Annotated in this window: 10 protein-coding genes and 1 pseudogene; 5 read left to right on the top strand and 6 right to left on the bottom strand. The window is 63.9% G+C overall.

Translation table 11 applies throughout. The features are described from left to right. Nucleotides 1-21: 21 nt before the first annotated feature. Together ACIQT2_RS15650 and ACIQT2_RS15645 are read left to right on the top strand one after the other, a co-directional pair. Nucleotides 22-366, top strand: a pseudogene (locus tag ACIQT2_RS15650) (glycosyl hydrolase family 32); the annotation flags it as partial. Between the two features lie 92 nt (nucleotides 367-458). After that, complete coding sequence (locus ACIQT2_RS15645; RefSeq protein WP_402948194.1) at nucleotides 459-2,615, top strand: GH32 C-terminal domain-containing protein; 2,157 nt, start codon at nucleotides 459-461, stop codon at nucleotides 2,613-2,615. A gap of 80 nt (nucleotides 2,616-2,695) precedes the next feature. Here the strand turns inward: ACIQT2_RS15645 and ACIQT2_RS15640 are convergent, their stop codons facing one another. The 5 genes from ACIQT2_RS15640 to ACIQT2_RS15620 all read right to left on the bottom strand — a co-directional run bounded on the left by ACIQT2_RS15640 (nucleotide 2,696) and on the right by ACIQT2_RS15620 (nucleotide 8,208). After that, entirely contained in the window at nucleotides 2,696-3,700 is a 1,005-nt protein-coding gene (locus ACIQT2_RS15640) for a hydroxyacid dehydrogenase (RefSeq protein ID WP_402948131.1), read from the bottom strand. Further along, a complete protein-coding gene (locus ACIQT2_RS15635) occupies nucleotides 3,697-4,611 on the bottom strand; it encodes a carbohydrate ABC transporter permease (protein ID WP_402948128.1) in 915 nt (304 codons plus the stop codon). The genes ACIQT2_RS15640 and ACIQT2_RS15635 overlap by 4 nt, the downstream gene beginning before the upstream one ends. Then, nucleotides 4,608-5,540 (bottom strand): carbohydrate ABC transporter permease, encoded by a 933-nt coding sequence (locus tag ACIQT2_RS15630; RefSeq protein WP_402948125.1) that lies wholly within the window; start codon nucleotides 5,538-5,540, stop codon nucleotides 4,608-4,610. Before ACIQT2_RS15630 ends, ACIQT2_RS15635 begins: the two co-directional genes overlap by 4 nt. 63 nt (nucleotides 5,541-5,603) lie before the next feature. After that, nucleotides 5,604-6,911 carry an ABC transporter substrate-binding protein gene (locus tag ACIQT2_RS15625; RefSeq protein WP_402948122.1) on the bottom strand — a complete coding sequence of 436 codons (1,308 nt, stop codon included), beginning with the start codon at nucleotides 6,909-6,911 and terminating at the stop codon, nucleotides 5,604-5,606. Between the two features lie 190 nt (nucleotides 6,912-7,101). Further along, the gene (locus ACIQT2_RS15620; RefSeq protein WP_402948119.1) at nucleotides 7,102-8,208 is read right to left on the bottom strand and encodes a substrate-binding domain-containing protein; all 1,107 of its coding nucleotides are present in this window, start codon (nucleotides 8,206-8,208) and stop codon (nucleotides 7,102-7,104) included. A gap of 177 nt (nucleotides 8,209-8,385) precedes the next feature. On the opposite strand from ACIQT2_RS15620, the gene ACIQT2_RS15615 reads away from it, so the two are divergent. The 3 genes from ACIQT2_RS15615 (at nucleotide 8,386) to ACIQT2_RS15605 (ending at nucleotide 11,478) form a co-directional block, all read left to right on the top strand. After that, complete coding sequence (locus ACIQT2_RS15615) at nucleotides 8,386-10,284, top strand: DUF2264 domain-containing protein (protein WP_402948116.1); 1,899 nt, start codon at nucleotides 8,386-8,388, stop codon at nucleotides 10,282-10,284. A 100-nt stretch (nucleotides 10,285-10,384) separates the two neighbouring features. Continuing rightward, on the top strand, nucleotides 10,385-10,585 hold the full coding sequence (locus tag ACIQT2_RS15610) for a hypothetical protein (RefSeq protein WP_402948114.1): 201 nt from the start codon (nucleotides 10,385-10,387) through the stop codon (nucleotides 10,583-10,585). A 59-nt stretch (nucleotides 10,586-10,644) separates the two neighbouring features. Next, nucleotides 10,645-11,478 (top strand): DUF1206 domain-containing protein, encoded by an 834-nt coding sequence (locus ACIQT2_RS15605; protein ID WP_402948111.1) that lies wholly within the window; start codon nucleotides 10,645-10,647, stop codon nucleotides 11,476-11,478. 33 nt (nucleotides 11,479-11,511) lie between these two features. Here ACIQT2_RS15605 and ACIQT2_RS15600 read toward each other — a convergent pair whose 3' ends face one another. After that, nucleotides 11,512-12,480, bottom strand: a complete 969-nt coding sequence (locus tag ACIQT2_RS15600; RefSeq protein WP_402948109.1) for a helix-turn-helix domain-containing protein — start codon at nucleotides 12,478-12,480, stop codon at nucleotides 11,512-11,514. Nucleotides 12,481-12,556 lie beyond the last annotated feature (76 nt).

The raw sequence follows: 12,556 nt of genomic DNA, 5'->3' as shown, positions 1-12,556 counted from the left end.
GCGAAGGAAGCAGGACTGTCAATGAGGACAAGACGCACCAAACCAAGCGTGCACGCCATGGTGGCGGCCGCCGTCGTTGTATCACTTGCCGCGGTCCTGGCCGCGGCCACCGTACCCACACCTGCGCACGCCAGCGATCCTGATCCGGCGACGCAGCAGTACCGGCCCTACCTGCATTACACGCCGGTGAAGAACTGGATGAACGATCCCAACGGGCTGGTCTACTACAACGGCACCTACCACATGTACTACCAGTACAACCCCTACGGAACCACGTGGGGGAACATGAGCTGGGGCCACGCGAGTTCCACGGATCTCCTGCACTGGACAGAGCAGCCACTGGCCATTGCCCAGACGTTCAACGGCAACGGCCAGGCCACGGAGGACATCTTTTCCGGATCGATCGTGGCGGACAGCAAAACACCAGTGGATTCGGGACAGTGCAGAATCCGCCCTTGGTGGCCGTGTACACCAGCAACTTCACTGGCAGCCACCCCACGCTCGCCGGCAAGCAAGCCCAGTCCCTGGCGTACAGCACGGACAGCGGCCAAACGTGGACCAAGTACGGGGGCAATCCTGTCCTCAACAGGAACACCAGTGACTTCCGTGATCCGAAGGTGTTCTGGTACCAAGCCGGTTCGTACTGGGTGATGGCGGCTGTCGAGGCCAATGAACACAGGGTCCTGTTCTACAAGAGCACCGACCTCAAGAACTGGACCTATCTGAACGACTTCAAGCCGGCCAACGCCACGGGCGGTCAGTGGGAGTGCCCCGATCTCTTCCCGTTGGCCGTGGACGGGAACCCTGACAACACCAAGTGGGTCCTGGTGGTCAACATCAACCCCGGTGCAGTGGCCGGTGGCAGCGGGGGCCAGTACTTCGTGGGCAGTTTCGATGGCACCACCTTCACTTCGGAAACCACCGATCCGGTTGATGTTCCACCGCCAGGCAACCTCCTCGCAGGGTTCAACGGCGGCAACTACAACGGATGGACTGTGTCCAACGACCCGGCCAACCCATCAGGTCCGTGGGGGAACTCGCCAGCCACGGGAACGCTGCCTGGACAACAAACAGTGTCAGGGTCCATCGGTGCCGGCCTCGTCAACGGTTTCAACGGAGGAGACAACCCCACCGGCACCATGGAGTCTGCACCGTTCACGGTCACCAAGGACTACATCAATTTCCTGGCCGGCGGCGGCAACCACCCGAGGCAAGCCGGAGAACAACCAGGAAATACGCCACCTCCGGGCTACCTGCTGTTCGAAGGCTTCGACTACCCCGGAACCCTGAGCTCAGCCGGCTGGCAGTTGACCGGAGACTTCGAGGCGGCCAGGAACCCCTCCACGGTGGGCGGTGAGTACGCCATCGGAAAACGCATCAACACTTTCGAGGGCGGCCCCAATGCGGACAACAACACGGGAACCATCACCTCCCCGGAGTTCTACCTCACCAACACCAACATCGGGTTCCTGCTGGGTGGCGGCCATCGCATCGACGGCTCGCTCCAGGTGGAACTGCTGGTGGGCGGCGTTCCGGTCCGGACCACCACGGGCAGCAACTCGGGTGACCTGAACTGGAAGAACTGGGATGTCTCGCAGTACTACGGCCAGATCGCCCGGATCCGGATCGTGGACAACGCCACCGGTCCGTGGGGCCACCTGACCTTGGACAACATGGTCCTCGGTTCGGAACCTGCCAAGCCGCGGAGCAGTGAAACCACGGTGAACCTTATGGTCAACGGCCAAGCGGTTCGTACTTCCACGGGGTCTGACTCGGAACACCTGGACTGGAAAACGTGGGATGTCAGCGAGTTCAAGGGCAGCCAGGCCACCATCCGGATCGTGGACAACAACCGCGGTGGTTGGGGGCACATCCTGGCAGATGAGTTTGTCGCCTCGGACATCACCCGGCTTGAGCAGCACGATTGGCTGGACTGGGGCAAGGACTATTACGCCGCCGTTTCCTTCAGCAATGCGCCGAACGGGAAACGGATCATGCTGGGCTGGATGAACAACTGGGACTACGGGCAGTCAACCCCAAGCAGCACATGGCGGGGAACCATGGCCCTTCCCCGTGAAGTGACCCTCACGCAAACCAGCCAAGGTCCACGGCTCAGCCAGAAAGCGGTACAGCAGGTGGACACTTTGAAGAACACGGCAGCGGCCTACACAGCGTCCGCGACGGACCTGGCTCCTGGGACCAACAACCTCCCCATCACAGGGGATGTTGTCCAGCTCGATGCGGAGTTCTCGCCCGGAACAGCCTCGGCCTTTGGCTTGAAGGTGCTTGGCAACGGGACCGAAGCAACCAGGATCGGATATACAACAGCCTCCGGCCGCCTCTCCATCGACCGGACCAACTCCGGGAACGAAGGCTTCCACCCCGCCTTCGCCTCGGTTGACGATGTGCCCGTCCAGCTCATCAACGGAAAGCTCAAGCTTCGGCTGTACGTGGACCGGGCCTCAGTGGAAGTTTTCGCCCAGGACGGCTTGGCAACCCTGACGGACCAGGTTTTCCCGGCGGCGGGCGCCAATGGACTGGCCCTCTTTTCGGAAGGAGGCACCGCACGGCTGGAAAGCCTGACGGTCACGCCACTCAATAAAGCGATGTGGTGACGTTCGGTTAACGCACGACGGCGGCTGGTTCCGCAGGGCGCGAAAGCCCACCAGCCGTCGTCGTGCGTCCCCCCAAGCCACTACGCCGTAAAGGCGAGATCTTCCGCCCGAACGGGGAACCGCAGCGGCTCCCCGCGGGAAACCCGCAGGGCTTCCTCCACCGCGCTCGCGGCCATGCGCTCCAGTTCTCTGCCCAGCGAGCCGGCCACGTGGGGTGTCAGCAGCACGTTTGGGTGGGTGTAGAACGCCGACCCTGAGGGCAGCACCCACGGGGTCGTCACATCGAGGACCGCGAAGAGGTCGCCGCGCTCCACCCGGGCCAGCAGCGCATCCTGGTCCACCAGTTCGCCCCGGGAGGTGTTGATAAACGTAGCCTGTGGACGAAGCAGGTTGATCAGCCGCGCATCGATGAGGTTCCTGGTGGACGGCAACGACGGCGCGTGGAGGCTCACGATGTCGCTGCTCGCCACCAGCTCGTCAAGGCCCACTGGTTCGACGCCGAGGGCGCTCGCCTCCGCGGCGCTGAGGTAGGGATCCGAAACCACGACGTCGAGCTGGTAGGCGGAGAGGAGCCGGATGACGTGCCGGCCGATCCTGGACGCACCGATGATGCCCACGCGCTTGCGGTAATTGCCCATGTCCGGGAAAAGCTGTTCGGGCAGGACTTCGGTGCGCGTGCTGTGGAGGGCCCGGGCGATCTGGAGGACGCGTTTGTTGGCCAGGACGATCATCGCCACGGTGTACTCTGCCACCGGAATGGCGTTGGCATCCGCGGCTGAGCTGACCTGGATGCCGCGTTCCCAGCAGGCTTCGCCGATGTGGTGCTTCACGCTGCCGGCGGCGTGCAGGACGTACTTGAGCCGCGGGGCGTGGTCCAGGACATGATCATCGATCATGGGGCAACCCCAGCCGGTGAGGAGGATGTCCGCGTCCCGCAGGAGCGCCTGGCCCTCAGGGGAATGGAAGTCCTGGATGGGGTCGCGGGCCAAGAGGTTGACTGCCGGCCGCAGGGGATCCAGGCTGCGGGGAGGGAACACAGCCCGGGCGGTTTGTTCCGGCATGGCCAAGGCAACGTTCAAAGTCACTTGACGCTCCCTGCTGTGAGTCCCGATTTCCAGAAACGCTGCAGCAGGATGAACGCCACCAGCAGCGGAATCACGGAGAGCAGTGAGCCCGTGATCACCATGGGCGTGAACTCCGGCTGGGGCAGGGAGTAGCCCTGCCAGATGGAGATGCCCACGCTGACGGGTAGCAGTTTCTGGTCCTGCAGCATCACGAGCGGGAGCATGAAATTGTTCCATACCCCCACGAACTGGAACAGGGCGATGGTGATGTAGCCCGGCATCATCATGGGAAGGCCCAATGAAAAGAAGCTCCGGACAGGACCCGCGCCGTCAACCCGTGCGGCCTCGAGCGTCTCCGCGGGGACGTACGCTGCCGAGTAGACCCTCGCCAGGTACACGCCGAACGGGTTGCAGAGCACGGGGATGAGGATGGCCCAGATGGTGTTGGTGATCCCGAAGACGGAGGCCAGCATGTACATGGGCAGCACCGTGGCCGTGTTCGGGATCAGCACGCCCACCAGGACGATCCCGAAGAAGGACTCCTTGCCGCGGAACTGGAACTTGTCGAAGGCGTATCCAGCCATCACGGAGATCAGTCCTCCGAAGACCGCGCCGAATGCCGCGTAGAACATGGAATTCGCCATCCAGCGGAGGAACACGCCGCCGTCCTGGTTGATGACAGCTGCCACATTGTCGAAGAACGCGGGCTGCCCGAAGCTGTACGCGCCGGTGGCGTAGAGGTCCGAGGCGTTCTTGGTGGAAGCGAAGAACAACCACAGCACGGGGAGGACCATGTACGCGCAGCCCAGGAGCAGCAGCGCGTTGACAGTGATCTTGCTGGCGAATCCGCCGGTGCGGGCTGACCGGTTGCGGTTTCCGCGGGGTGCGGGCCTGCTGGTTGCCTTGGGTCGGGTGAGTGTTTGGGCGCTCATGCTTTGTTCATCCTTGAGCTGAAGCGGGTCACGGCCCAGGACAGCACGGCTGCCAGCAGGGCGATCAGGATGGAAGCCGCGGCCGCCTGGTTCAGGTTGTGCCTGTTGAACGCGGCGTCGTAGGCCCACATGTTGGGGACCCAGGTGCTGGTAACAGAGGCCGTCGCCTTGCCAATGATGGACGGTTCGGTGAAGAGCTGCAGGGTGCCGATCACGGTGAACAGCATGATCACGCTCAAAGCAGGCAGGATCAGGGGCAATTTGATGCTGACCGCGGCGCGGATCTCCCCGGCGCCGTCAACGCGTGCCGCCTCCAGGACTTCGCGGGAAACGGCCTGCAACGCAGTGAACAGGATGATTACGTTGTATCCCGTCCACTCCCACACAGCGATATTCACAATGGATGGCAGGATCAGCTGGTTGTCCAGGAAGTTCAGCGAGATGCCCCCGCCTTGCAGGACCGAAACGATCGGGCTGACGCCCGGTGTGTAAAGGTACGCCCAGATCAGCGCAGCAATGACGCCGGGCACGGCATGCGGCAGGAAGACGAGGAGCTGGAAGAGCTTCTTGGCCTTGGCTACGGCCGCGTCCAACAGGAGTGCGAAAGCCAGGGCGCCACCCACCATGCACGGGATGTAGATCAGGCAGTACAACGCAAGCCTGCCGATGCCACCCACGAAGCTCTCGGACTGCAGGACCTGAAGGTAGTTCTCCAAGCCAACGAACGAGGTCTTCGCCTGGCCGAAACCCAGGCCCGACTTCTGCTGGGCGAAGAAGCTGAGGACGATCGAATAGATCACCGGTGCCACCATCGCCAGGGCGAAGACGGCGAAGAAGGGGGTAAGGAACAGGGCTGCGGTGCGGCCGCCGGTTCCGGACATTGAACGGCTTTTACGCCGCGCTTCGGGGGCTGTTTTGGTCAGGGCCATGATGTGCTCCTCGCCGGGCGGGCGGCTCTGCCTTGTGGTGCAGATCCGCCCGCCCACGCGGGCCTACTCCTTGACGGAGAGGCCGTTCTGCTTGAGTCCGGCCACGGTGGCGGTCTGGGCGGTCTCGACGGCGTCCCTCACCTTGCCGCCGGAAGTCAGCTTTCCGTACGCGTCCTTGAGGGCGGTATTGGTGATGTCCCAGTTGGGTCCCCACTGCCAGCCCGGGGTGATGGTGCCGTAGGCCTTGTCGAAGACCTGGTAGATGTCGTTGCCGAAGTAGCTGGCGTCGAAGGCCTTCTGCGCCACCGGCGTCAGGCCGGGGAAGGCGAGGAAGGCCGAGCCGGTGTTCCCGCGGGCCTTGATGGCGTCAGGGTTCGTGGCCAAGTACTCAATGAACTTCGCCGCTGCAGCGGGGTTCTTGCTGCTCTTGGTGATGTTGAAGCTGGATCCCCCATAGAACGCGTCCGCCGGCGTGCCCCAGTTGGGCACTTCGGCCGCGATCCACTGGCCCTTCTGGCCGCTGGCTTCAGTACGCTTCTGGATGCCGGTGGCACTCCAATTGGCGCCCAGGACACCCACGACGGCGCCGCTCGCCAGATCTGCCGACCATTCGTCACTGAAGGACTGCTGGACCTTCACGATCTTTTCGTCGATCAGCTTCTGCCAGTACGTGGCTACCTTCTGGGTGGCGGCGTCGTTGACGCCCACCTTCCAGTTGTCGCCCTCGGTGCCGAACCACTTGGCGCCTGCCTGCCAGGACAGGGCTGCGGTCAGTGCAGCCTCGTTCGGGTTGAAGCTCGCAAGGTGCGCTTCGGGCGCCACGGCCTTGATCTTCTTGCCTGCTTCCTCGAACTCGTCCCAGGTCTTGGGCACGCCCACGCCTGCCTTGTCCAGCATGTCCTTGCGGTACCACATGATCATCGGCGCGGCATCGTAGGGGAGGGCGTACGTCTGGTCTCCGAACTGGACCAAGCCCTTGGTTTCGTCGGAAAGCTTGTCCACAGTGGCAGCTTTGTCGATCAGCCCGTCCAGCGGCTGGAGTTGGCCGTTGCTGACGAACTGCGGCAGTTGGGGGTATTCAATGGTGGCGACGTCGGGGCCGTTGCCGGCGGTGATGGCCGTGGAGAGCTTGGCGTAGCCGCCGCTGGCACCGTTGGGGACCGTCTCGAACGTTACTTTGATGTTGTCCTGGCTGGCGTTGAAGGCCTCGGCCACCTTGTCCATGCCCGCCATCGAGGACCAGAAGGTGATGTTCCCGGTTGGATCCTGCGCTGGCGTGGGCGTAGCTGCCGGGGTGCTGCCACACCCGGCCACCAGGGCAGTGCTGGCCATGAGGCCTACTGCTCCGAGCAGAAGCTGGCGACGCTTCATTCTGTTCTCCTTTGAAGTTCACGATGCGAAGTCGTGAGTGCAGGAGGCCTGGAAGGCTCCGGCACGGTGACTACGATCCATAAAATCCACAAAAGTGAACATGCTCAACAAAATGAACAGAATTGAACAAGGCCTGCTTCCGCGAGTTGGCGTACTGCCAAACCTCGGCCTCGAGGCCGCTTCGGTGGCCCTACGGTTGGGTTGAGTCTCGCACCACGAGCGCCGGGGACAGGTTCACCCGCTGGAGCGCCGTGGTGCTCCCGAGCCTCGCTCCGATCCGGTTGAGGCACATCACCAAAGCCTGATGGCCGACGTCGTACTTTGGCGGTGCCACCGCCGTCAGCGGGACGGCACCCAAGGCGGCGATCTCGTCGTCATAGGAGATGATCGCCAAGTCTTCCGGAACGCGGATCCGGCGTTCCTGGCAGGCGCTCGCGAATTGGAGGGCGTCCTCGTCCGTGTGGACGATTGCGGCGGTCACGTGGTTCTCCGCGCACCAGTCCAGAATCCCGTCCACCACCAGCCGATGAGCCTGTGGATCATTCTGCGCGCGGGACATGGAGCGGACCATTGAGTCGCTGTCATCGTGCCCGGCGCGCCGCATGGCCAGGCGGTAGCCGTCGATCAGCTGCGGTGCCGTGGGGCTGTTTTCACGCAGGCACATCGCAATCTTCCGGTGTCCCAGTCCCAGCAGGTGGTTCACCGCGATTTCGGCGCCGTGGACGTGGTCGCTCCGGACAGATTCGAGCCGGCCGTGGTCCAGGGCGTTGTCGATGGACCGCTCCACCACAACCACGGGCACTTTCGCCTCGGCCAGCAACTCAAGGGTCTCCGTGCCCGCCAACGACTGCTCACTAGGAGTCACCAGGATGCCGTCCACGCCGTGTTCGAAGAGCCTGCGGAGCTGGCGCCGTTCTTCGACTCCTGAGTAGTTGGACACGCCCAGCACCAGCCGGACGCCCAACTCCTGGGCCGCCGCTTCGGCGCCGCGGATCACGCCGGGAAAGTAGTACGACGCCGATGGCACGATCATGCCGATCGTCGCCAAAGGACGCCTCCCGCCCGGCCGCCACGACGTGGATGGTTGCTGCGTTGGGTTCGGGGTGGCGGCGCGGCCACCGGCCAGGACCGCTCCGCCGTGGACCCTCTCGATCAAACCCTGTCCGGTGAGGAGGGCCAGGTCCCTCCGCACCGTCATCCCGGAGGTCCCCAGCTTTGCCGCGAATTCGGCGGCATTCACCGAACCGTGCAGGGCCAGTTCTTTCAAGATGAGCTGTTGACGATCCTCGGACAGCATACGGTTCCCGCCTATCGAAGTTCACTTGTGTTCAGTTTGTTCATTATGGACTACGGGACAACCCCGCCGAATGTCCGAAGACCCGGGACTCCTCTCGTTCACTTCTGTTCATCTCTCTCCGGAGGCTGAACAGCTGGCTTAGGGTGGGCACGCAACGCCGCACAACGCAGGAGACCCATGGCTACCGGCTTTACCATGCCCCATCCGGACTACCAGCTGAGCCCCATCACCGGGTGGACCAGGGAGCACTGGCTCGCTTTCGCCGACCAGCAGCTCCTGGCGGTGCGCCCGTACTTTTCCGAAGGCAAGGCCTTGATCCCTTTGGCGGGACGGCCGTCGTCGTCGGGCGTCCTGTCCGACGGCATGGAGGGCTTCGCGCGGACGTTCATGCTTGCCGCGTTCCGGGTGGCCGGGGAGCGGGGCGACGATCCCCACGGTCACCTCGCCCTGTACCGCGCCGGTCTCCTGGCGGGAACCCGGCCTGGCAGCCCCGAAGAGTGGCTGCCCATCAGCGACCGTTCGCAACCCATCGTGGAAGCGGCATCGATAGTGCTGGGCCTCCAATTGACCAAGCCCTGGCTGTGGGACACGTTGTCCACAGCTGAGCAAGTGCAGGTGGCGGGCTGGTTGCAGGGTTCATCGGACAGCACTTGTGTGGACAACAACTGGGTATTGTTCCAAGTGCTCATCGCCGAATTCCTGGCCGGTGCGGGATTTGAGTACAACGCGGGGCAGATCGAGCACGGACTGGAGCGCCTTGAAGACTGGTACGTGGGCGGCGGTTGGTACCGGGACGGCGACAACAACGGCACCGGGGACTTCTTCGACTATTACTGCGGTTGGGCCCTTCATTTGTACCCCGTGCTGTGGTCCGAGTTCGCGGCCGGACGCCATCCGGGGGCGGACGCCAAAGGTGAGCTGTACCGGACCCGCCTGGCCGCGTTCCTCGAGGACCACTTGGCTTTCTTTGGCGCCAACGGTGCCCCTGTCTTCCAAGGCCGGTCCCTGATTTACCGCTATGCCGCCGTCGCGCCTCTGTTCCTCGGCGAGGCCATCTGCGCCACGCCCCTGAACCCCGGGCAGACGCGGCGGATTGCCAGCGGTGCAGCGAAATACTTCCTGGACAACGGAGCGTACGACGGCGGCCTGCCGTCCCTTGGGTGGTTCGGCGCTTTTGAGCCGATGACCCAGGAGTACTCCGGTCCGGCGTCGCCGTATTGGACGTCGAAGGCGTTCGTCGGCTTGCTCCTGCCCGCCGATCATCCGGTGTGGACTGCTGTGGAGGAACCGTCGCCTGTGGAGAACGAAGACATGCTCAGACGGGTGGAAGGGCCCAACTACCTCCTGCATTCAACTGGCGCTGACGGTGTAGCCCGCGTGCTGAACCACGGGAGCGACAAGTACTATGCGCCCGGCCCGGACGATCCGCAGTACCGGCGCCTGGCCTACTCGAGCCACACGGCCCCGCTCTTCACGGATTGTCCCGTGGACAACCATGTCGCCGTCCTCGACGCGTCCGGGACGCCGAGCCGCCGCGCCCGGATCAACCGCCTCAAGGCCGGATCCGGACAGGCGGCGAGTTGGCACGCTCCTGTATGGAGCGACGCGGACGATCCCGCGCAGTCCGCCTGGCGGATTGCCACGGGGACGGCGGCCGCCCACGGTTATGAGCTGCGCGTCCACGTGGTGGAAGGTCCCGGATCACCAGGGTTGGGCGTGCGGGAGGGCGGATATGCGTTGGCATCCGAAGTACCGGTGCAATCATCCGGGGAAGTCCTCTCGGCGGGCAATCTGCACACCCGTATGTGGCCACTTCACGGCTACTCCTCAACAGGAGTCCTGACAGTCGAGGGAGTCTCGCCACTGGGCACGTTCGCAGGCTGCCCCTACCTCGAAGGACCGCTCACCGGAGACCGCTCCGGTTTCGCTTCCCTGGTGTACCTCGGTGGTGAGCCGCCCGCCGGGGAGCCTGCCGCCGTCGAACTTCACCTCGACGGCGCGCTGATCGAGGCGTGTGTTGAACTGCCAGGTGGCCAGGAGCTCAAGGTGACTTTCGAGGCGCCGGCCAAATCTTGAGCAAATCTTGAGATGACCCGGCGTCGTTCTTGAGGACCCCGTCCGATGGTTGAACTGTCAGCCAAGCGGGCTGACGGGAACCCTTGGAAGGACTGCCGACATGCCTGACCAGATCATCCTCCCGTCCTCGAACGCAGGTACGGCCCGCGCAGCGGCCGATTCCCGTCCTGGCGGAGCAGCGGAGGGATTCCACTCCGGTGGTGACGGCCAGAACCGCGCAGTGACGTCGGTCCGCGAGACGTTCAACCCCCTGGGTGTGGGCCTGCGGAGCATTTGGCCCCAATCCGTGTGCGGTTACTAGGTACTTCCGGAACGTGGCCTTGAGGGTGATCCGGTGGCACCATGGTGTGCACGCCATGATTGATCAGGAGGCTTGCCATCAAGGAAGAGATAAAGAAGGCCGCGGACGCGGCCGAGGAAGCTTCGAACTCGCGAGCCTTTGAAATAGCGGCCCGTTCGGGCTTCGCCGTCAGCGGCATCCTGCATGTGCTGATCGGCTTGATCGCGCTGCAACTGGCCTTTGGCAACGGGGGTGAAGCAGATGTCTCCGGTGCCATCGCGCAACTGGCCTCCCAGCCATTCGGGCCGCTCCTGCTGTGGGTCTGTTTCGCAGCCTGTGCGGCACTGGCCTTATGGCAACTGACCAACGCAATCTTTGGCCACCGCAGGCAAACGAATCCCAAGCTGACCAAGCGCCTCTCCGAAGCGGGCCAGGGCATCGTCTTCGCGGGCCTGGCACTGACCATCATGTCGTTCGCCGTGGGCCAGGCCAAGAACAGCCGTGAATCCACCAGCGACGGGACGGCCACGCTCATGCAGGCTCCCTCTGGGGTGGTGTTGCTGGTGGCCATTGGCGCCGGCATCATGATCGCCGGAGCTGTCTTTGCGGTCCGTGGTTTCACGCGGTCGTTCAAGAAAGACCTGGTCCTGTCCTCCCGTCGGGGCTTCCGGACCTTCCAGATAGTGGTTGGCACCGTGGGGTACATCGCAAAAGGCATCGCCCTGCTGTTGGTTGGCCTGTTGGTGGTCATAGCCACAGTGTCCGCCAGGCCCGAGCAATCAACCGGCCTGGACGGCAGCCTCAAAGCACTGAAGGAGCAGCCTTACGGGCCGTACCTGTTGGTGGCAGTGGCTGTTGGCCTGATCGCTTATGGCCTGTTCCTGATGGTGAAGGCCAAGACGATGCGCGCCTGACACGGTTTGCCGAAGGGCTGGAGGGGTACCGCCTCACTGAGAGGCACGTACCGCGCTGATCACGCGCCTGGTCCGCGAGTACCGGCAGCGGGTGCTGCCACTGGGCGACGTGCTCGCGCTGCTCCAGCCCCTAGGCTGACTGCCCCTCGGGCTCCACGGGAATCCAGAGTTGCCCGCTGCCGTGGGTTCCCCGGGCTCTGCCGTAACACTGAGCAATTCCGGCCCGGGTGCCCACCGGTAGGGGTTGGCCGGAAACCACTCCGTCGCTGCGTCCGCCCACAGCCGTTGCAATGCCTCGGGGAACTTTCCTTCCGTTTCGAACACCACCCACCATCCCTCCGGGACCTCGAGCACGTCGAAGCCATCCGGAGCGGGGGCGGTGTCGGTGGAGGCGACGGCGTGCCAATAGTCGAGCTCGCTGCCTTCGGCCCGGCCGTCGTCCAGGTTGTCCGTGACCGAGAGTGGCCCGCCGGGTTCGGTGTTGGACAGCCCGATGAGCCGTTTGGTGTCGGACGGATCAATGCTGCGCTGGAACTCGATGATGGCCGGATTGGGACCTTCGTGGACCAGCGGAACGCGGGTTTTGCGGCCGATCAACCGGAAGGCGGACTTGGTGACGATGCGGTGCTTCATGGCGGTATTCCCTTCGACGCGGAGGTGGAACCTCAACTGTGGTTGGGAATGGAGGACGGCTCCGGGCAGCCTGGCCTCTGACGGAGTCAATCCGTGAAAGGCCTTGAAGGCCCGGTTGAAGGCCTCCGCTGAGCTGTAGCCATACCGCACGGCAACGTCCAAGACAGTGGATCCCGCGATGACTTCCGCAGTGGCCGCCGTTAAGCGGCGCCTCCGGATGTACTCGGAGATCGGCAATCCAGCCAGGGAGGCGAACATGCGCCGGAAGTGGTACTCCGACGTCAACGCAGTCCTGGCCAGTGCTTTGGCATCGACCTCGGCGGTCAGGTCCTTCTCAATGAGCTCGATGGCCCTGTTCCACTCCTGCACGGGCACCTCCATTCCTGGCAATCACGCTACGGGGACGGCATGCGTCCCGCCCCGACTATCCTTGCCCGAAAGTATC

This window comes from Paenarthrobacter sp. NPDC090522 (assembly GCF_044769225.1).
Lineage (GTDB): Bacteria > Actinomycetota > Actinomycetes > Actinomycetales > Micrococcaceae > Arthrobacter.
Note: the sequence above shows the minus strand (reverse complement) of the source record. Positions and strands in the feature narration are given on the sequence as shown.